General features: G+C 72.4%; 20 protein-coding genes and 1 pseudogene. 10 read left to right on the top strand and 11 right to left on the bottom strand.

The features are described 5' to 3' along the window. The 5 genes and pseudogenes from EAO70_RS13270 to mshD all read right to left on the bottom strand — a co-directional run. Positions 1-609 (bottom strand): annotated as a pseudogene (locus tag EAO70_RS13270) (RNA degradosome polyphosphate kinase); the annotation flags it as partial. A gap of 289 nt (positions 610-898) precedes the next feature. After that, positions 899-1,834 (bottom strand): ABC transporter permease, encoded by a 936-nt coding sequence (locus EAO70_RS13265; protein ID WP_148003202.1) that lies wholly within the window; start codon positions 1,832-1,834, stop codon positions 899-901. Then, a complete protein-coding gene (locus tag EAO70_RS13260; RefSeq protein WP_148003201.1) occupies positions 1,831-2,670 on the bottom strand; it encodes an ATP-binding cassette domain-containing protein in 840 nt (279 codons plus the stop codon). Before EAO70_RS13260 ends, EAO70_RS13265 begins: the two co-directional genes overlap by 4 nt. After that, on the bottom strand, positions 2,667-3,053 hold the full coding sequence (locus EAO70_RS13255) for a GntR family transcriptional regulator (protein ID WP_148003462.1): 387 nt from the start codon (positions 3,051-3,053) through the stop codon (positions 2,667-2,669). Before EAO70_RS13255 ends, EAO70_RS13260 begins: the two co-directional genes overlap by 4 nt. Positions 3,054-3,165: 112 nt before the next feature. Further along, on the bottom strand, positions 3,166-4,092 hold the full coding sequence (gene mshD, locus EAO70_RS13250; RefSeq protein ID WP_148003200.1) for a mycothiol synthase: 927 nt from the start codon (positions 4,090-4,092) through the stop codon (positions 3,166-3,168). A gap of 161 nt (positions 4,093-4,253) precedes the next feature. Here mshD and EAO70_RS13245 point away from each other — a divergent pair, with 161 nt between their 5' ends. Further along, a complete protein-coding gene (locus EAO70_RS13245) occupies positions 4,254-6,062 on the top strand; it encodes a bifunctional metallophosphatase/5'-nucleotidase (RefSeq protein ID WP_148003199.1) in 1,809 nt (602 codons plus the stop codon). Between the two features lie 151 nt (positions 6,063-6,213). Beyond that, a complete protein-coding gene (locus EAO70_RS13240) occupies positions 6,214-7,065 on the top strand; it encodes a phosphatidylinositol-specific phospholipase C (protein WP_148003198.1) in 852 nt (283 codons plus the stop codon). On the opposite strand, the gene EAO70_RS13235 is transcribed toward EAO70_RS13240, so the two are convergent. The 5 genes from EAO70_RS13235 to EAO70_RS13215 all read right to left on the bottom strand — a co-directional run bounded on the left by EAO70_RS13235 (position 7,030) and on the right by EAO70_RS13215 (position 12,447). Next, entirely contained in the window at positions 7,030-8,460 is a 1,431-nt protein-coding gene (locus EAO70_RS13235; protein WP_261992837.1) for a sensor histidine kinase, read from the bottom strand. The genes EAO70_RS13240 and EAO70_RS13235 overlap by 36 nt on opposite strands. Beyond that, entirely contained in the window at positions 8,457-9,185 is a 729-nt protein-coding gene (locus EAO70_RS13230; RefSeq protein ID WP_148003197.1) for a response regulator transcription factor, read from the bottom strand. The genes EAO70_RS13235 and EAO70_RS13230 overlap by 4 nt, the downstream gene beginning before the upstream one ends. Before the next feature lie 32 nt (positions 9,186-9,217). Then, the gene (locus EAO70_RS13225) at positions 9,218-10,354 is read right to left on the bottom strand and encodes a S1C family serine protease (RefSeq protein WP_187283870.1); all 1,137 of its coding nucleotides are present in this window, start codon (positions 10,352-10,354) and stop codon (positions 9,218-9,220) included. Between the two features lie 209 nt (positions 10,355-10,563). Continuing rightward, positions 10,564-11,592, bottom strand: a complete 1,029-nt coding sequence (locus EAO70_RS13220; protein ID WP_148003196.1) for a LacI family DNA-binding transcriptional regulator — start codon at positions 11,590-11,592, stop codon at positions 10,564-10,566. 24 nt (positions 11,593-11,616) lie between these two features. Next, a complete protein-coding gene (locus EAO70_RS13215; protein ID WP_148003195.1) occupies positions 11,617-12,447 on the bottom strand; it encodes a response regulator transcription factor in 831 nt (276 codons plus the stop codon). Positions 12,448-12,673: 226 nt separating this feature from the next. On the opposite strand from EAO70_RS13215, the gene EAO70_RS13210 reads away from it, so the two are divergent. The 8 genes from EAO70_RS13210 (at position 12,674) to EAO70_RS13180 (ending at position 18,087) form a co-directional block, all read left to right on the top strand. After that, positions 12,674-13,546 carry an alpha/beta hydrolase gene (locus EAO70_RS13210; protein ID WP_148003194.1) on the top strand — a complete coding sequence of 291 codons (873 nt, stop codon included), beginning with the start codon at positions 12,674-12,676 and terminating at the stop codon, positions 13,544-13,546. Between the two features lie 45 nt (positions 13,547-13,591). After that, positions 13,592-13,846, top strand: coding sequence for a MoaD/ThiS family protein (locus EAO70_RS13205; RefSeq protein ID WP_148003193.1), 255 nt, complete (start codon positions 13,592-13,594; stop codon positions 13,844-13,846). A gap of 10 nt (positions 13,847-13,856) precedes the next feature. Then, positions 13,857-15,158, top strand: a complete 1,302-nt coding sequence (locus tag EAO70_RS13200; protein ID WP_148003192.1) for a hypothetical protein — start codon at positions 13,857-13,859, stop codon at positions 15,156-15,158. 142 nt (positions 15,159-15,300) lie between these two features. Continuing rightward, the gene (locus EAO70_RS13195) at positions 15,301-15,987 is read left to right on the top strand and encodes a DUF2993 domain-containing protein (RefSeq protein WP_148003191.1); all 687 of its coding nucleotides are present in this window, start codon (positions 15,301-15,303) and stop codon (positions 15,985-15,987) included. A 259-nt stretch (positions 15,988-16,246) separates the two neighbouring features. Beyond that, a complete protein-coding gene (locus EAO70_RS40320; RefSeq protein ID WP_350497993.1) occupies positions 16,247-16,327 on the top strand; it encodes a putative leader peptide in 81 nt (26 codons plus the stop codon). Between the two features lie 201 nt (positions 16,328-16,528). Then, positions 16,529-17,374, top strand: a complete 846-nt coding sequence (locus EAO70_RS13190; protein WP_148003190.1) for a sulfurtransferase — start codon at positions 16,529-16,531, stop codon at positions 17,372-17,374. A 49-nt stretch (positions 17,375-17,423) separates the two neighbouring features. Further along, on the top strand, positions 17,424-17,711 hold the full coding sequence (locus tag EAO70_RS13185) for a DUF1416 domain-containing protein (protein WP_015035121.1): 288 nt from the start codon (positions 17,424-17,426) through the stop codon (positions 17,709-17,711). A 112-nt stretch (positions 17,712-17,823) separates the two neighbouring features. Further along, positions 17,824-18,087 carry a DUF3099 domain-containing protein gene (locus EAO70_RS13180; protein WP_148003189.1) on the top strand — a complete coding sequence of 88 codons (264 nt, stop codon included), beginning with the start codon at positions 17,824-17,826 and terminating at the stop codon, positions 18,085-18,087. A 13-nt stretch (positions 18,088-18,100) separates the two neighbouring features. On the opposite strand, the gene EAO70_RS13175 is transcribed toward EAO70_RS13180, so the two are convergent. Next, a complete protein-coding gene (locus EAO70_RS13175; RefSeq protein WP_148003188.1) occupies positions 18,101-18,466 on the bottom strand; it encodes a DsrE family protein in 366 nt (121 codons plus the stop codon). Between the last annotated feature and the right edge of the window lie 10 nt (positions 18,467-18,476).

Below are 18,476 nucleotides of genomic sequence, written 5' to 3'. Positions count from 1 at the left end.
GGTGAGGACGGGGAAGATCTGCTGCCGGAACAGGGTGAAGAGCCGGGCCTGCTCCTTCTCGGTGAGTTCGGGCCAGCGGATGAGGTGGATGCCCTCGTCGGCGAGGGCCGGGGCGACGTCCTGCTGGAAGCAGGCGGCGTGCCGGGCCATGAGTTCGCGCGAGCGGGTCCAGATCAGGTCGAGGACCTCGCGGGGCTGGAGGCCGGAGGCGGAGCGGGTGGCGACGCCGGTGGCGATGCGGCGCTTGAGGCCGGCGACCCGGACCATGAAGAACTCGTCGAGGTTGGAGGCGAAGATCGCGAGGAAGTTGGCCCGTTCGAGGAGGGGTGTGGTGGGGTCCTCGGCCAGTTCGAGGACGCGCTCGTTGAAGGCGAGCCAGCTGCGTTCGCGGTCGAGGAAGCGTCCCTGCGGCAGTTCGTCGCCGAGGTGGCCGTCGTCCTCGTAGGTGTCCGGGTCGGCGTCGAGGTCCGCCTCGATGTCGGTCACGACGGCTCCGTTGATCACCTGCGCGCGGCGCGGGGCTATGGAGTCGGCGGTCTGCGCGGCGGGCGACGGGGCGGACTGCGGGGCGGAGGACTGGACCGGGACCTCGGCGGGCTGCTGGCTCATGGCCCCATTCTTCCGCGCGAAGGGGTGGTCGGGCGCGTCGGAGCGGGCCGTGGGGGAGGGAAGTCTCCCTTTGGGGAGGGCCGCCCGGCCGGGCGCCCTTTGGGGAGGGCCGCCCGGCCGGGCGGGGTCACGGAGCGCTTCATTGCGTGAGCGTCGCAAGCGCGTCTGAATGGCCGGTAACGACGACATGACGTACGGGAATCGAGGGCGGGGCCGTGTGCGGGCCCCGCCCCGGATCGTTTGAATGTTTTACGGGTGTCGGCGGGTCTCCGGGCGTGCCGGTGCGTCCCTACGGGTGGCGGGCGCGCAGGACGCGGAAGGCGGCGTAGGCCGCGAGGGCGGCGAGGGCGAGCAGGATGCCGGTCTCGATGAGCTGGGTGGGCCAGAAGTGTGACTGGGGGTGGTAGTCGACGTACTGGGCGGCGATCGGCTCGTCGGGGCGGCAGGCGGCGCCGGGCGGGTTGTCGGGGGTGCAGAACCAGCCGGACAGACGCTTGCCGGAGACGCCGATCAGTCCTTGGTCGACGAGCATCCCGTTGTCGGGTGCGAAGACGACGGAGGCGTCCTTCTCGGCCGGTCCGGTGACCGTCTCGACGGCCAGGAAGTCCCAGCGGAAGGCGCCGAGGACGAGCAGGGCGAGGCCGACGATCCCGCCCGTGACGGCCATGGCGACCACCGTGCGGTGGACCAGCTGGCCGACGAGGGCGCCGACGGCGACGGCGAACAGGACGTACCCGACGAGCACGACGCCGGCCGCGTCGTACGGGCCGAGGTCCGCCCAGTGGAAGCCCCAGGAGTCCGAGACCCGTGTCCAGCCGAGCCGGTAGACGGCGATCAGGGCGAGCGTGGCGGCGACGGCGACGGCGGTCGCCAGGGCGAGCTTGGAGCGCAGCCAGGCCGTCGGGCCGATCGACTGGGTGAGTGCCAGCTTGTACGTCCCCGACTCGAACTCGCGGGCGATCAGCGGGCCGGCGACGAACGCGCCGACGAGCAGCGGCAGCGCGATCATGCCGTAGGAGAGCTGTTCCAGGGCCCCGCGGAGCATGTCGTAGCCGAGGCGTTGCTCGTACGGGAACGATCCCGAGGTCCGTTCCTGGGCGTCCCAGATCCGCAGGGCGCCGACCACGGCGAGCGACGCGGCCACCGCGGCTCCGGTGAGCCAGAGTGTGCGCCGGTACTGGCGGACCGTCACCCAGGCGGGGCCCTTCAGGGCGAGGGTGCTCATGCCGGGGCTCCTTCGGTGGTGCGGAGGTGGGCGAGGAGGAGGTCCTCCAGGGAGGGGTCCCTCGCCTCCCAGGGGCCTTCGAGAGGGCCCTCGCGGCGGATCAGGGCGGTGAGTTGACGGCCCGTCGTGCGGGACTCGACGACCGTGTGCGGGGCGAGGTCGGCGACCGGGCCGGTGAGCAGGGTGTGGGCGGCGAGGAGTTCGTCGACGGGTCCGTCGAGGCGGATCCGGCCGCCGTCGAGCAGCAGGAGGTGGTCGCAGGCGCCCTCCAGCTCGGTGAGGATGTGGGAGGACATGACGACGGTGGTGCCGCGTTCGGCGGCGTCGGCCATGAGCAGGCCCATGAGCTGGTGCCGGGCGAGCGGGTCGAGGTCGGCCATCGGCTCGTCGAGGAGCAGCAGTTCGGGGCGCTTGCCGAGGGCGAGCGCGAGGGCGACGCGGGTGCGCCGGCCGCCGGAGAGGGTCCGTATCAGGGCCTTGGGGTCGAGGGTGTCGGCGAGGGCGCGCCGGGCGGCGGCGTCGTCCCAGCGGTCCGGGTTGAGTTCGCGGCCCATGCGCAGGGTGTCGGCGACGGTGAGCCGGGGGTGGAGCGGCTTGTCCTGGGCGACGTAGGCGAGGTGTTCGCGGGCCGGGGCCTTGAGGGTGCCCTCGGTGGGGCGCAGGAGCCCGGCGGCGAGGGCGAGGAGGGTGGACTTGCCGGCGCCGTTGGGGCCGACGAGGGCACAGACCCGGCCGGCGGGGAGGGCGAAGGCGCATCCCCGCAGGGCCCAGCCGTGTCGTCCCCCGTATGACTTGCCCAGGAGATCGGCCTCCAGCGCGATGCCGTCTCTCGTCATGCGTCGTCCCCCTCGAAGTGTTCCTTGAGTACGGATGTGAACAGTGCGGCCACGTCCTCGCGGTCCAGGCCCGCGGTGCGGGCGCGGCGGGCCCAGTCGGCGAGTTCGCCGCGCAGGGGCGAGTCGGCCGGTCCGGTGCCGAGCGTGGCGCGGACGAAGGTGCCGAGGCCGCGGCGGGCCTCGACGAGGCCTTCGCGTTCGAGCTCGCGGTAGGCCTTGAGGACCGTGTTGGGGTTGATGGCCGTCGCTTCGACGACCTCGCGTGCGGTGGGCAGTCGGTCACCGGGCTCCAGGAAGCCCATCCGGAGGGCCTGTTTCGTCTGCTGGACGATCTGGAGGTAGGTGGCGACGCCGCTGCGCCGGTCGATGCGGTACTCGACCACGATCTCTTCCACCACCCTTTCACTAATCAAGTAGTGAAAGGGTGGTGTAAAGGAGGGGGCGGTGTCAACCGCCCCCTTCCGTAAGGGAGTCAGGACTCCGTGCGCAGGGGAGTCAGGACTCCGTGCGGTACATCAGGTCCACCTCGTGGGTGGCGAAGCCCAGGCGTTCGTAGACCGTGACCGCCGCCGTGTTGTCGGCGTCCACGTACAGCATCGCCGTCGGCAGGCCCTGGGCCGCCAGGTGGCGCAGGCCCGTCGCGGTGAGGGCCTTGCCGAGGCCGCCGCCCTGGGCGTCGGGCAGGATGCCGACCACGTACACCTCGCCGAGCTGCTCCTCGGCGTGCGTCTTCGTCCAGTGGAAGCCGATCAGCCGGCCGTCCTTCTCCGCGAGGAAGAAGCCCTTCGGGTCGAACCACGGCTCGGCGGTCCGGTCGTCCAGGTCCCGCTGGGTGAGCGAGCCCTGCTCCGGGTGGTGGGCGAACGCCGCGGAGTTGACGGCCAGCCAGGCCGCGTCGTCCTGGCCGGGGACGAAGGTGCGGACCGTGACGCCCTCGGGGTACACCGGCTCCGGGATGTCGAGCGGGTTCAGGGAGCGGCGGAGCTGGCGCAGTTCGCGGAAGAGCGTCAGGCCGAGGACCTGGGCGAGGTGCCGGGCGGCGGACTTCCCGCCGTGCGCCCAGACGCGCAGCCGCTTGCCGGACGCGCCGAGCAGGGCGGTGCCCAGGGCCCGGCCGTGGCCGCGGCCGCGGTGGCCGGGGTGGACCACCAGCTCGGCGGCCGGGGCCTCGATGGGGTCGGTCTCCTCCAGCTGGGCGTAGCCGTAGAGCCGGGGGCCGACGGTGAGGAGGAAGTGCCGCACGCCCTCGCGGCCGCCGTGCCGGAGGTAGAGCCTGCCCTGCTCGGAGACGGCGTGCACGCCGTCGGAGCGGTCCGCGGCCTCCAGCAGCTCCAGTACGTCCTGGATCTGCTCGGGCGTGAGCGCGTCGTAGGTGTGGATCTGCCGTCCGGGTTCGAGGGCCGGCGCCGCGTCGGAAGTCATGGACCCGAGCCTACGGTGAGGCGTGGCCGCCCCGGGGAAAGCCGACGGCAACTGTCTCGTAACCCGCTACCCCCTGTTGCGCTACGCGCGTTGACTCTAGGCTTCGCTGGCACGTCAGCAGTCGAGTGGCGCACCGGAACGGGCGCGGGGACAGGGGAGCGATGGCAGCGACATCCAAGAAGAAGAGGACGGCCGGGCGGATTCTCGCCGTCGGCGCGGGGCTCGCCACCGTCGGCGCGCTCGTCGCCGCACTGCCCGCGGGCGCCTCCGGCACCAGGGGCGGCAGCGACCACGGGCGGTACGTCGACGTCCAGCTGCTCTCCTTCAACGACCTGCACGGCAACCTGGAGCCGCCGACCGGCTCCGCGGGCCGGCTGACCCACCTCAAAGAAGACGGCACGACCGAGACCATCAACGACGTCGGCGGCGTCGAGTACCTGGCCACGCACCTGCGGCAGGCCCGCGAGGGCAACCGGTACTCCATCACCGCGGCCGCCGGCGACATGGTCGGCGCCTCCCCGCTCGTCTCCGGCCTCTTCCACGACGAGCCGACCATCGAGGCGCTCAACCGCCTGAAGCTCGACGTCACCTCGGTGGGCAACCACGAGTTCGACGAGGGCGCCAAGGAGCTGGCCCGCATCCAGAACGGCGGCTGCCACCCGACCGAGGGCTGCTTCGAGAAGGGCAAGCGGTTCCGCGGCGCGGACTTCCCGTACCTCGCCGCCAACGTGACGAAGGAGAAGAACGGCAAGCCGCTGCTCGACCCGTACTTCATCTGGGAGCGCAACGGCGTCAAGATCGGCTTCATCGGCGTGACCCTGGAGGGCACCGCCAACATCGTCTCCGCCGAGGGCATCAAGGGCCTGAAGTTCGGCGACGAGGTCGAGACGATCAACAAGTACACCAAGGTGCTGGAGCGCAAGGGCGTCAAGTCGATCGTCGCCCTGCTGCACGAGGGCGGTCTGCCGGCCTCGGGCGCGTACAACTACGACTGCGACAGCCCGGGTCCCGGCAACGGCATCTCGGGCCCGATCGTGGACATCGCGAAGAACGTCAGCCCGCAGGTCGACGCCCTGGTCACCGGCCACACCCACCAGGCGTACGCGTGCACCGTCCCGGACCCGGCGGGCAAGCCGCGCACGGTCACCTCGGCGGCCTCGTTCGGCCGGCTCTTCACCGACACGACGCTCACCTACGACCGTCGTACGAAGGACATCGTCCGGACGGCCGTCTCCTCCGCGAACCACGTCGTCACCCGTGACGTGCCCAAGGCCCGGGACATGACCCGGCTGATCACCCGCTGGAACGCGCTGGCGGCCCCGATCGCGAGCCGTCCCGTCGGCTACATCGCCGCCGACATCGACAATCCCCTCGACGCGACGGCGTACGAGAAGCCGCTGGGCAACCTGATCGCCGACGCGCAGCTGGAGGGCATGGCCCCGGCCGACAAGGGTGGCGCGCAGCTGGCCCTGATGAACCCGGGCGGCGTCCGCGCGCCGCTGGTCCACAAGGCGTCCGGCGCCGAGGGCGACGGCGTGGTGACCTACGGCGAGGCGTACACCGTCCAGCCGTTCACCAACATGATGACGGCGGTCGACCTGACCGGCGCCCAGCTCCTCACCACGCTCCAGCAGCAGGTCAGCGGCGCCAACCAGGCCGCCCCGAAGATCCTCCAGGTCTCGAAGAACCTCACCTACACCCTGGACCTCACCAAGACCGGCGCCGACCGGATCGTGACGTCCTCGGTGAAGCTGAACGGCGCGCCGATCGACCTCTCGAAGACCTACCGGGTCGCGATGAACGAGTTCCTGGCCGGCGGCGGTGACGGCTTCGCCGTCCTGAAGGAGCACAAGAACAAGCTGGTCGGCGCGTCCGACCTGGACGTGTTCACCGCCTACCTGGCGGCGCACTCCACCCCGGCCGCCCCGCTGGCCCCGCCGGCGACGGGCCGGATCACGGTCGTGAAGTAATCCCGCATGCACTCCTGAGGGGGCGGTGGGCCGTTCGACGGTCCGCCGCCCCTTCGTCGTCCGCGGCTCCTCGTCGTCCGCCGCCCCCTTCCCGTCGTACGGGGACACCGCACCCTGGCGCGGTCTGACGCGTACACGCCATACTCCGCGCATGGACCGTAGAAGCTTTCTCGCGGGAGCCGCGGCGGCCGGTGCCGTCCTCCTGGTCGGCGCCCCCTCGGCCCGGGCGGCCACGACCCGGGACTGGATGGCCGGCCACGGCGACCCCACCCCGCTCCAGAAGCTCACCATTCCCGGCACCCACGACTCCGGCGCCCGCTTCGGCGGCCCGTGGTCCGAGTGCCAGAACACCACCGTCGCCCAGCAGCTCGACTCCGGAATCCGCTTCCTCGACGTACGCTGCCGGGTCACCGGCGGCTCCTTCGCCATCCACCACGGCGCCTCGTACCAGCAGGCGATGTTCGGCGACGTCCTCGTCGCCTGCCGCGCGTTCCTGGCCGCCCACCCCTCCGAGACCGTCCTGATGCGGGTCAAGCAGGAGTACTCCACCGACTCCGACGCGACCTTCCGCGCCGTCTTCGACGACTACCTCGACAACCGAGGCTGGCGCCCGCTGTTCCGCATCGGCGACACCGTCCCCACCCTCGGCCAGGCCCGCGGCAGGATCGTCCTCATCGCCGACAACGGCGGACTGCCCGGCCTCAAGTGGTGGGACGGCGGAGCCATCGCGCTCCAGGACGACTGGAACGCCCTGCCCAACGCCAAGTACCCCAAGGTCGAGGCCCACTACCGCCAGGCCGTCGAGCAGCCCGGCAGGCTGTACATCAACTTCGTCAGCACCTCCGCGTCCCTGCCGCCCCGCTGGAACTCCGACAACCTCAACCCCCGCGTCCACGCCTTCCTCGACGGCACGGCGAACACCTGGAAGGGCCTCGGCATCACCGTCCTGGACTACCCGAACACCCGCTCAGGACTCGTCGAGTCCCTCATCCGCCACAACTGACGGCGGCGGGGTCGGCGCACCCGGCAGCCGGAGCGTCGCCACCGTGCCGGCCCCCCGGGCCGCCGGCGTCAGCGCGACCGTGCCGCCCGCCTGGTGGACCGTACGGGCCACGATCGAGAGCCCCAGCCCCGAACCCGGCAGACTGCGCGCCGACGGGGACCGCCAGAAGCGGTCGAAGACGTGCGGGAGCTCCTCCGGCGGAATGCCCGGACCCTGGTCCCGGACCGTCAGCTCGCCGCGCATCAGCGTCACCTCGACCGTGCCCCGGCGCGGCGAGAACTTCACCGCGTTGTCCAGGACGTTCACCAGCGCCCGCTCCAGCGCGGCCGGCTCCGCCCGCACGTACCAGGGCGCCAGATCCGTCACGAACGTCAGCTCGGGACCGCGCAGCCGCGCCCGGTCCAGGGCCGCCCGCAGGATCGTGTGCAGCGGGACCACCTCCAGGGGCCCCTGCTGCGCCGCGTCCGGGCGGGCCAGCTCCTGGAGGTCGCCGATGAGCGCCGCCAGCTCCGTCATCTGCGCCTTCACCGATGCCATCAGGGCCCGCCGGTCCTCCGGCGGGATCGCCCGCCCCGTCTCCTCGCTCCGCGCGAGCAGCTCCACGTTCGTCCGGAGCGAGGTCAGCGGCGTACGGAGCTCGTGACCGGCGTCCGCGATCAGCTGCGCCTGCCGGTCGCGGGAGGTCGCGAGCGCCGCCGTCATCGCGTTGAACGACCGCGACAGCCGGGCGATCTCGTCCTCGCCCTCGGCCGGGATCCGCACGGTCAGGTCCTCGGTCGCGGCCACGTGCTCGACCGCCCCGGTCAGCCGGTCCACCGGCTCCAGACCGGTCCGCGCCACCCACAGACCGGCCGCGCCCGCTCCCACGACCCCGATCCCCGAGACGAGCAGCAGCACCCAGGCGAGCGTGGACATCGAGCGGTCGATCTCGTCCAGCGGACGGGCGACCGAGACGGCCACCGGCTGGTTCCCGATCACCACGGGATACGAGTACACCCGCATCTCCGTGCCGTTCAGGGCGTTCGTGGTGTGCAGCGCGAACGGCTGCTGACCCCGCGCCACCGCGAGGTCACCGGCCTGGGCCGGGATCGGCGAGGTGCCGAGCGTGCACAGGTCGCCCGTGGTGGTGACGATCTGCAGGGTCTGCGCCGGCCCCGCCGGGAACGGGCGGTTCCCGGACCCCGGCGCGCAGGAGCCGAGCAGCCGCTGCGCCTCGTCGTCGGTGATCCGGGTGTCGCGCAGCGAGGAGTCCAGCTCCGCCTCCAGCTGCGCCCGCGTCACGAACCAGCAGGCCAGCGAGACCGCCGCGACCGCCACCGCGACCGCCGTCGCGGTCAGCAGCGCCAGCCGGGACCGCAGCGGCCGCGACCGGAACCAGGCCAGGGGACGCCTCACTCCCCGCCCCCTCCGCGCAGCGCGTAGCCCACGCCCCGCACCGTGTGCACGAGACGCGGCTCGCCGCCCGCCTCCGTCTTGCGCCGCAGGTACATCACGTACACGTCCAGCGAGTTCGAGCTCGGCTCGAAGTCGAAGCCCCACACGGCCTTGAGGATCTGCTCCCGCGTCAGCACCTGCCGCGGGTGCGCCAGGAACATCTCCAGGAGCGTGAACTCGGTCCGGGTCAGCTCCACCGTCCGCCCGCCCCGGGTCACCTCGCGCGTCGCCAGGTCCATCCGCAGGTCCTCGAACGCCAGCACGTCGGCCTCGGCGGGCCCCGCGGCCGTCGCCGAGGCGTACGAGCTGCGCCGCAGCAGGGCCCGGATCCGGGCGAACAGCTCGTCCAGCTCGAACGGCTTCACGAGGTAGTCGTCGGCGCCCGCGTCGAGCCCGGTGACCCGGTCGCCGACCGTGTCGCGCGCCGTGAGCATCAGGATCGGCACGGTCGAGCCGCCGGCCCTGATCCGGCGGGCCGCGGTCAGCCCGTCCATGCGGGGCATCTGGACGTCGAGGACGACGAGATCGGGGGCGTACGACTCCATCCGGGCGAGCGCGTCGATCCCGTCCACGGCGTCCTGCGTCCCGTACCCCTCGAAGGCGAGGCTGCGGCGCAGCGCCTCCCGTACGGCGGGCTCGTCGTCGACGATGAGGATGCGCTCGGGCTCGTGTCGCTGGGCGGTCATGGGCTCAGCGTCGCACGCCGCCCCGTCGCCGGTCAGCTGTCGCCGCCCGCGCGCAGACCGTCCAGGTCGGCCTTCACCGTGTCGACCGGGATGGCGAATCCGAGACCGACGCTGCCGGCCGTCGAACCGCTCGAAGAACTGGGCGAATACATGGCGGAATTGATTCCGATGATCTCCCCCCGCATATTGATCAACGCGCCGCCGGAATTCCCCGGATTCAGCGAGGCGTCGGTCTGCAGCGCCTTGTACGTGGTCTTCGACGTGCCGGTGTCGCCGTTGAACCGCTGTCCGCCGAACTCGAACGGCCAGCCCTGCCGCGGGTCGTCCTGCTGGCCCTGCTGCCCGCCCCGGCCGGAGCCGTCGTCGTCCTTGGCGACGGTCACGTCCCGGTCGAGCGCGGAGACGATGCCGCTGGTGACGGTCCCGGTGAGGCCCTCGGGGGAGCCGATCGCGACGACCTGGTCGCCGACCCGCACCTTCGACGAGTCGCCGAGGGTCGCGGCCTTGAGGCCGGAGGCGCCCCGGAGCTTGATCAGGGCGAGGTCCTTGTCCGGGTCGGTGCCGACGACCTCCGCCGCGTAGGACTTGCCGTCGCTCAGCCGCACGCTGATCTCGGACGCGCCGGAGATCACGTGGTTGTTGGTGACGATCTCGCCGTCGGAGGTGATGATCACGCCCGAGCCGGTGGACTTGCCGGAGTTCGAACGCGCGGAGATCTCGACGATGGACGGGGAGACGGCCTCGGCGACGCCGGCGACCGTGCCCGCGCTGCCGGTGGAGACGTTGGTGCCGTTCACGTTCGCCGCGGCGGCCGCGGGGGAGTCCGAGCCGGCCTGCTGGACCAGCGTCGCCGTACCGCCGCCGATCGCGGCGGCCGCGATGGCCACGGCTGCCATGAGGCCGACCCCGCGCCGGGCGCGGCGGTGCGGGCCGGGGCCCGCGGCCGGTGCGGCGGCGGGGGCGCCCGCGGCGGCGTGCGGCGGGACGGGGGGACCCGACGGCGGTACGTGCCCGCCGGACGGCCAGACGGTGGTGCCGGGCTCGGTGACGATCGGCCGGGTGGCGGTCTGCTCGGCGCCCACCGGCGGCTGCGCCGGGGCGTAGGGGGGCCTCGGCGGGTACGGCGGGTAGTAGGGCTGCTGCGGCTGCTGCTCCTGGAAGTCCGTCATGGATCAGACTGTCGGCCGCCGAGATGAGAGCCGTCTGAGGAGCGGGTGAGAAGCCCGACAGAAGCCTGTATGCCCGAAATAAAGGCCTGCGGGTGGCCGACTGCCGCCGAGGCTCTCCGGGCGCCTGGAGCCGGGCCGGGCGTGGCCGGCACCCCGTACCGGCCGCCCGCCGCGCCCGGAGCATTACCGGCCGCCGTACCGGTCTCGGGTCAGTCCCCGTCGCAGCCGCAGGAGCGGCGGACGACCAGGGTCGACGGGAAGAGCTTCACGCGCTCCCGGCGCGAGCCCGCGACCCGGAGCGAGTCGTCGAGGACCAGGTCCACCGCCGCCCGCGCCATCGCCGGGCGGTCCGAGGAGATCGTGGTCAGCGGCGGGTCGGTGAGCGCCGCCTCCTTCACGTCGTCGAAGCCCGCGACCGCCAGCTCCGCCGGCACCTCGATGCGCAGCTCGCGCGCCGCCCGCAGGACGCCGAAGGCCTGGTCGTCGGTGGAGCAGAAGATGGCCGGCGGTCTGTCCGGGCCCGCAAGCAGCTTGAGGGCCACCTGGTACGCGTCGTAGCGGTTGTACGGGGCCTGGAAGAGCCGGCCCTCGATCGAGCGGCCCGCCTCCAGCATGGCCCGCCGCCAGCCCTCCTCGTGGTCGGCGACGGGGTCGCCGACGGCCGGGGTGTTCGGGATGCCGCCCATGCAGGCCACGTACGGGTGACCGTGCTCCAGGAGGTGCCGGGTGGCGAGCTGCGCGCCGCCGATGTCGTCGGTGACGACGGCCACGTCGTCGAGGGCCTCGGGCCGCTCGTGCAGCAGCACGACGCGCGCGTCCCAGGCCTCGATCTCGCTCGCGGCCCGCTCGCTCATGCCCTGGCTGACCAGGATCAGGCCGGAGACCCGCATGCCGAGGAAGGCCCGCAGGTAGTGGATCTCGCGCTCGTCGCGGTAGTCCGAGTTGCCGACCAGGACCATCTTCCCGCGCTCGGCGGCGGCCTGCTCGACCGCGTGCGCCATCTCGGCGAAGAAGGGCTGCCGGGCGTCCGGGACGATCATGCCTATGAGGTCCGTGCGCCGGGACGCCATGGCCTGCGCGACCCGGTCCGGGCGGTAGCCCAGTTCCTTGATCGCGGCGAGGACACGCTCGCGCGTGGCCGGGGCGACCGGCCGGGGTCCGTTGTTGATGACGTAGCTCACGACCGCGGTCGAAGTACCTGCCAGTCGAGCTACGTCATCCCGCGTCACCTTGGCCACGCGCGGCAGTCTACGCGGGGTGACCTACCTACCGGCAGGTCGCACCGTGGCATCTGCCACGTTCCGGTCCGCCACGGGGGTGACATCCTCCGTGGCGTCCTTGACGCGGTCCTGCGCCCGGGCCCCTTCCCTCGCCCGGGACTCCTCGGCCTTGGCGCGCGCCTCCTCCGCCGCCCGCTCGACCTTCTCGGGGGTGACGAAGCGGTAGCCGACGTTCCGCACGGTGCCGATGAGCGACTCGTGCTCGGGGCCGAGCTTGGCCCGCAGCCGCCGTACGTGGACGTCGACCGTCCGGGTGCCGCCGAAGTAGTCGTACCCCCACACCTCCTGGAGGAGCTGCGCGCGGGTGAAGACCCGGCCCGGGTGCTGGGCCAGGTACTTGAGGAGCTCGAACTCCTTGAAGGTCAGGTCCAGGACCCGGCCCTTGAGCTTGGCGCTGTACGTGGCCTCGTCGACCGACAGGTCGCCGTTGCGGATCTCCATGGGGGAGTCGTCGGCGACGATCTGCTGGCGGCCCATGGCGAGCCGCAGCCGCGCCTCGACCTCGGCCGGGCCGGCCGTGTCGAGGAGGACGTCGTCGATGCCCCAGTCGGCGGTGACGGCCGCGAGACCGCCCTCGGTGACGACGAGGATCAGCGGACAGCCGGGCCCGGTGGACCGCAGCAGCTGGCAGAGCGAACGGACCTGCGGGAGGTCGCGCCGCCCGTCGACGAGGATCACGTCCGCGCCGGGGGTGTCCACGAGTGCGGGCCCCTCGGCGGGGGCGACCCGGACGTTGTGCAGGAGCAGGCCGAGGGCGGGCAGCACCTCGGTGGAAGGCTGGAGAGCGTTGGTCAGGAGCAGCAAGGCGCTCATCGCGCACCACCTGCCGTCCCTGCAGTCGGTCGGTCGTGCTTCGGTCGCTCGCTCATAACGTCGGTTCCTCCTCGGTCCCTGCGAGGACGTGCACTGCTTCGTACAGATCACTGCCGGCTCTCGCGCCCTGAGAGCTTTTGTTCATCCGTCCGTAACAACGGTCGGAAAACGCAAAAGGACCCGGGGGCTGCGTCGCCCGGATCCTCTGCCAAGGAGAATAGCCCACATGAGTTCAGAGGGAGAGGGCGGATTTCATATGGCGGATGTCTCCCTGATCACTTCGGGGCCCCGGCGGGCCATGTTGCGCACGGATGACGATGTCCCGATCGAGGCGGTGTACGAACCCTCACGGGTCGCTGTCACCGGTACGGCGGACACCGGTACGGCGGACACCGGTAGGGACGCCGGGGCGGCCGTGACCGGCACCGCGGCCACCGCGGTCGTCCTGGCGCACGGGTTCACCGGCTCGGTCGACCGGCCCGCCGTCCGCCGCGCCGCGCGGGTGTTCACGGAGCGCGGCGCGGCCGTGGTCACCTTCTCCTTCCGCGGCCACGGCCGCTCCGGCGGTCTCTCCACCGTCGGCGACCGGGAGGTCCTCGACCTGGCCGCCGCCGTCCGCTGGGCACGTGAGCTCGGCCACGCGCGCGTGGCCACGGTCGGCTTCTCCATGGGCGGCTCCGTGGTCCTGCGGCACGCGGCCCTCGACCGGGGCACCCGCGGCAGCGCCGACGCCGTGGCCTCCGTCTCGGCCCCGGCCCGCTGGTACTACCGGGGGACGGCGTCGATGCGCCGCGTCCACTGGGTGGTCACCCGTCCGGCGGGCCGGCTCGTCGGGCGCTACGGCTTCCGCACCAGGATCGACCGCCGCGGCTGGGACCCCGTTCCGCTCTCCCCGGTGGAGGCGGTGCCGCTGATCGCGCCGACTCCTCTGCTGATCGTGCACGGCGACCGGGACGCGTACTTCCCGCTCGACCACCCGCGGATGCTGGCCGGGGCGGGCGAGGCCGAGCTGTGGCTGGAGCGCGGGATGGGCCACGCCGAGAACGCCGCCGACGACGACCTGCTGGCCCGGCTGGGCGACTGGCTCACGCGCGCATAGCCCATCATGGGGGGCGGCGCGCACACGAACGAAGGGAGCGCCGCTATGGCAGCGGGAACCATCCGCTACTGGGCCGCGGCCAAGGCCGCCGCCGGTGTCGCCGAGGAGCCGTACACCGCCGACCACCTCGCGGAGGCCCTCGACGCGGCCCGCGCGAAGCACCCGGGCGAACTCGCCCAGGTCCTCAGGCGGTGCTCGTTCCTGGTCGACGGCGACCCCGTCGGGACCCGGAGCCATGAGACGGTACGGCTTGCCGAGGGCGGCACGGTCGAGGTGCTCCCCCCGTTCGCAGGAGGGTGAACACGAGAGCATGAGCAACGACCAGTACTACGGCGGTCAGCCGTACGACCCGTACGCGAACGGGAACGCGCACGGGGCGGGGCAGGGGCACCAGGGGCAGCAGCCCGCCCCCGACGTCGCGCAGACGTGGGAGGGCGAGACCTGGGACACCCAGTTCCAGCCGGCCGTCACGTACGACCAGGTCCAGGCGGACCGGGCGCGAGCCGCACAGGCTCAGCAGCCCTACCCGCCGCAGCAGCACCAGCAGCCGTACCAGCAGCCTTACGAGCCCCAGCAGCCCCAGCAGCCGTACGAGCCCCACCAGGCCCACCAGCAGCAGCCCCACCAGCCGTACGAGGCGTACCCGGCGCACCCGGACCAGACCGCCGTCTACTCCTCCCCTGCCTCACCCACCTCCCCCGCCGCGTACTACACCGAGCCGCAGCCGCAGCCGCAGCCGCAGCCGCAGCCGCAGCCGCAGCCGGTGGAGGTCGCCGCGCCCGCCGCGCCCGCCGTGGACGCCGCGGCCGGTCAGGGACCCGGCTGGTCCTCGCCGACCACCTCGGGGAACACCCGGATCACCGATGCCCAGCGGGCCCGCGCCGAGGGACGCTCGCCGATCATCGCGCCCGGGATGCAGCCGGCCCTGCTGACCGCCGTCCTCGGGCTGCTGCTCGCCGGTGGCGCGGCCCTCGGCACGTACGCCCTGCTCGTCCCGCTCGTGCTGCTCCAGGGCCTCACCGCGGCCGGCTGGTTCCGGCTGAACGGCATGTGGCCCGCCCGTCAGGGCATCGCCCTCGCCTTCGCCGGCGGTCTCGCCGCCGACGCGGTCCTGCTCGCCACCGGCCGGGAGAACACGGCCGGCGCGATCTTCGGCACGCTCGGCGTCTGGGTGCTGCTCTGCCTGGTCCTCCAGCTGCGCAGCCACGCCGACCCGGACGAGCGCATGTACGGCCTGATGGCCACCATCGCCTCCACGGCGCTCACCGTCATCGCCACCGGGCACCTCGGGTCCGCACCGGACGCGGTCGTCGTCGGCGGTGTCGCGGTCGCCGCGGCCGTCCTCGCCCGGGCGCTCCCGCTGCCCGGTCCCGTCTCGGCGGTCGTCGCCCTGCTGGCCTCGGCCGGCGCCGGGATCGCGGCCGGCGGCCTCACCGACCTGGGCTCCTCCGGCGCGCTGCTCGGCCTCGGGGCCGGCGTCTGCGCCCTGGTCGGCCTGCGGGTGGCGAGCTACGACTACCCGTCCCGCTTCGTGCACATGACGGCCGGGGTCGCGCTGCCGCTGACCGCCGCCGCCCCCGCCGTCTACCTGCTGGGACGGGCCCTGGTCTGACCCGGAACCGCCCCGGGGCGGACCGCGGGCGGCGCCGAGCCGACCCGGGTACGGGAACCAACCGGCCCCCTGACACGTCGATCTTCGTGTCGGGGGGCCGGAACTCATCCAGCCCTTATCCAGCGGGGGGACGCACAAGCCCATGCGAGCACTGCGGATTCTTCTGATCGTGGCCCTCGTGCTGGGCGGGGTCCTGGTGGGGATCGACCGGCTGGCCGTGGCGTACGCCGAGGACGAGGCGGCGGGGCGGGTGAAGCTGGCCTCCGTCGACAGCGACTCCCTGGACGTGGACATCAAGGGCTTCCCGTTCCTGACCCAGGTCGCGGACAAGCACTTCGACGAGGTCGACGTGAAGGCGACCGGCGTCCAGGCGCAGGCGGGCAGCAAGCTCGTCCGGGTCGGCGAGCTGACCGTGGCGCTGCGGGACGTGACCGTGACCGGCGACTGGGCCGGCGCGAAGGCCGGTTCCGCGAGCGGGACGGCCCTCATCTCGTACGCGGACCTCACCGCCGCCTCCGACCGGGAGGCCGTCGTCGCCTACGGCGGCAACGGCAAGGTGAAGGTGACCGGCGGCGTGAAGGTGATGGGCCGGACCCTGACCCGGACGGTCCTCTCCACGGTGACCGTGGTGAACGGCGACACGATCCGGGTCCGCGCCGACAAGGTGCCCGGCGAGGGCATCCCCGGTATCGAGGACCTGGTCCGCGCGCGGACCGACTTCGACCGCCCGATCGGCGCGATCGCCGGGATGAAGGTGGAGAAGGTCGAGCCGAGGCCGGACGGCCTGGCCGTGACCGTGGCCGGCCGGGACGTCGTCCTGGCGGGCTGACGGCACGGTGATGCCGTCCCGGCGGCACCGCGCCGCCGTCCGGGCGGCATACCGATCCTCCCGGGCCGCCCCCGGAACTACCCGTTGGTCACATGCTGAGACACCGCTGTCCGACCAGCAGAATCGGAACCGAACGCCTCGGTGCGGAGGCGCCCGGACCCCGCTCGTACCGTGATCTCGTCTCGTATCTCGGACGATCGCGTCTCAAAATACGACACACCGGTGACACGGCCGCCTGTCCGTCCCTACGATCGAGGGCATGAAGCGACAGGCGGATCTCACGAAGCGGCGGGCAGTAGACCTGTGCCGCGTCGCCGCCATGCTCTGTCGCTCCGTCTGAGCGGGACTCACCACTCCCGTATTCCTCAGGCCCTCCGACCGAGGTCGGGGCCGCCCCGTGGAGCCGTACGCACGTCCGTCACGCCCGCCCGCCCGACACGTCCACCGACACGTCACCGACGAGCCGCCCGCGACGAAGGCGTAGCGCACCACACCGCACACCCGCACCACACCGCCGCACACTGCCCCGGAGGAGAACAGCATGGCTCGCAGCGACGTCCTGGTCGACGCGGACTGGGTCGAGGCCAACCTCGACAACCCGCAGGTCGCCATCGTCGAGGTCGACGAGGACACCTCGGCCTACGAGAAGAACCACATCCGCAACGCCGTCCGGATCGACTGGACCCAGGACCTCCAGGACCCGGTCCGCCGCGACTTCATCGACCAGGAGGGCTTCGAGAAGCTCCTGTCGGCGAAGGGCATCGCGAACGACACCACGGTCGTGCTCTACGGCGGCAACAACAACTGGTTCGCCTCCTACGCCTACTGGTACTTCAAGCTCTACGGCCACCAGGACGTGAAGCTCCTCGACGGCGGCCGCAAGAAGTGGGAGCTCGACTCCCGCGACCTGGTCGACGGCGCGCAGGTCCCGAACCGCCCGGCCACCGCGTACAAGGCCCAGGCTCAGGACTCCTCGATCCGCGCGTTCCGCGACGACGTCGTGGCCGCGATCGGCGCCCAGAACCTGGTCGACGTCCGCTCGCCCGACGAGTTCTCCGGCAAGCTGCTCGCCCCGGCGCACCTCCCGCAGGAGCAGTCGCAGCGCCCCGGCCACGTGCCGAGCGCCCGCAACATCCCGTGGTCGAAGAACGCCAACGACGACGGCACCTTCAAGTCGGACGACGAGCTCAAGGCCCTCTACGAGGCCGAGCAGGTCGATCTGGCGAAGGACACCATCGCCTACTGCCGCATCGGTGAGCGCTCCGCGCTCACGTGGTTCGTGCTGCACGAGCTGCTCGAGGTCTCCAACGTCAAGAACTACGACGGCTCGTGGACCGAGTACGGCTCCCTCGTCGGCGTGCCGATCGAGCTCGGCGCCAACAAGTAACCCCGGACCCTCCCTCCTCCGGACCCCTCGACCGTAAGGACAGAACGACATGTGTGGAGCGCAGCCCGGCGGCCCCGACGCCTCGACGATCAAGCCCGGTGAGACCACCATCCAGGGCTTCGTGACCAAGGACGGTCAGCCCGTCACCGGTTACGTCCGCCTCCTGGACTCGACCGGCGAGTTCACGGCCGAGGTCCCGACCTCCGCCACCGGCCAGTTCCGTTTCTACGCGGCCGAGGGCACCTGGACCGTCCGCGCCCTGGTCCCCGGCGGCACCGCCGACCGTCAGGTCGTGGCGCAGCACGGTGGCCTCGCGGAGGTCGCCATCGCGGTCTGACCCGCGACACCGAACCGGCCGAAGGGCCGTGCCTCCTGGGGGGTTGGACGCCATTTCCAGGACTTGAGGCACGGCCCTTCGGTCGTACCCCTACGGTCGTACCCTGGTAGACGTGTACGCACGACGTCGTCACGTCTACTTCTGGATGATGGGCGCCTGCCTGCTGCTGTTCGTGGGCGCCTGGGCCGTCGTGCGCCTCTTCTCGACGCCGGTGGCCGTCGGCATGTGCGTCGTCGCCATGGTCATCCCGCCGGTCGCCGCGATGGTCGCGAACCGCCGGGGGCCCGAGGACCGCTGGTGGGACGACCCCTCGGGCGACCCGAAGTCGGACGAGTGGTGGGACGAACTCGACGGCAAGAAGCGCCGGAAGCCCTGACCCGCGGGCGGGGTCAGTAGACGAGCGCCTGCGTCCCGTCCGCCATCGCCTCCTGGACGAAGAGCTGCGCGCCGGCGATGCGGAAGCCCGCCAGGAGGTCCTTCTCCCCGATGTCGCGGCGGGCCGCGCACTGCGTGCAGACCGTGACGCGCCCGCCGCCCGCCAGGATCCCGTCGATCAGGTCCGGCAGCGGCGCCGCGTGCGGGAGTTCGAACTCGGCCGCGCGGCCCGGGAGCGCGAACCACGAGGACTCGCCGGTCAGCCAGAGCGAGACCTCGACGCCGCTGGCGGCGGCCACGGCCGCCACGGTGAAGGCCTGGGAGCAGCGTTCGGGGGCCTCGGCCCCCGCGGTCACCTTGATCACGAGCTTCTTCGGCATATGCCGAACT

Source organism: Streptomyces sp. adm13(2018) (assembly GCF_008042145.1).
Taxonomy (GTDB): Bacteria; Actinomycetota; Actinomycetes; order Streptomycetales; family Streptomycetaceae; genus Streptomyces.
This window is presented reverse-complemented; position numbering and strand designations above follow the sequence as displayed.

Excerpts from the sequence above, each read along its gene's own strand:
- EAO70_RS13205 (WP_148003193.1), top strand. The coding sequence starts at position 13,592 with ATGGCAGCGGGAACCATCCGCTACTGGGCCGCGGCCAAGGCCGCCGCC.
- EAO70_RS13260 (WP_148003201.1), bottom strand. The coding sequence starts at position 2,670 with ATGACGAGAGACGGCATCGCGCTGGAGGCCGATCTCCTGGGCAAGTCA.
- EAO70_RS13210 (WP_148003194.1), top strand. The coding sequence starts at position 12,674 with ATGAGTTCAGAGGGAGAGGGCGGATTTCATATGGCGGATGTCTCCCTG.
- EAO70_RS13245 (WP_148003199.1), top strand. The coding sequence starts at position 4,254 with ATGGCAGCGACATCCAAGAAGAAGAGGACGGCCGGGCGGATTCTCGCC.
- EAO70_RS13195 (WP_148003191.1), top strand. The coding sequence starts at position 15,301 with ATGCGAGCACTGCGGATTCTTCTGATCGTGGCCCTCGTGCTGGGCGGG.
- EAO70_RS13215 (WP_148003195.1), bottom strand. The coding sequence starts at position 12,447 with ATGAGCGCCTTGCTGCTCCTGACCAACGCTCTCCAGCCTTCCACCGAG.
- EAO70_RS13200 (WP_148003192.1), top strand. The coding sequence starts at position 13,857 with ATGAGCAACGACCAGTACTACGGCGGTCAGCCGTACGACCCGTACGCG.
- EAO70_RS13190 (WP_148003190.1), top strand. The coding sequence starts at position 16,529 with ATGGCTCGCAGCGACGTCCTGGTCGACGCGGACTGGGTCGAGGCCAAC.
- mshD (WP_148003200.1), bottom strand. The coding sequence starts at position 4,092 with ATGACTTCCGACGCGGCGCCGGCCCTCGAACCCGGACGGCAGATCCAC.
- EAO70_RS13175 (WP_148003188.1), bottom strand. The coding sequence starts at position 18,466 with ATGCCGAAGAAGCTCGTGATCAAGGTGACCGCGGGGGCCGAGGCCCCC.
- EAO70_RS40320 (WP_350497993.1), top strand. The coding sequence starts at position 16,247 with ATGAAGCGACAGGCGGATCTCACGAAGCGGCGGGCAGTAGACCTGTGC.
- EAO70_RS13240 (WP_148003198.1), top strand. The coding sequence starts at position 6,214 with ATGGACCGTAGAAGCTTTCTCGCGGGAGCCGCGGCGGCCGGTGCCGTC.
- EAO70_RS13265 (WP_148003202.1), bottom strand. The coding sequence starts at position 1,834 with ATGAGCACCCTCGCCCTGAAGGGCCCCGCCTGGGTGACGGTCCGCCAG.
- EAO70_RS13230 (WP_148003197.1), bottom strand. The coding sequence starts at position 9,185 with ATGACCGCCCAGCGACACGAGCCCGAGCGCATCCTCATCGTCGACGAC.
- EAO70_RS13225 (WP_187283870.1), bottom strand. The coding sequence starts at position 10,354 with ATGACGGACTTCCAGGAGCAGCAGCCGCAGCAGCCCTACTACCCGCCG.
- EAO70_RS13185 (WP_015035121.1), top strand. The coding sequence starts at position 17,424 with ATGTGTGGAGCGCAGCCCGGCGGCCCCGACGCCTCGACGATCAAGCCC.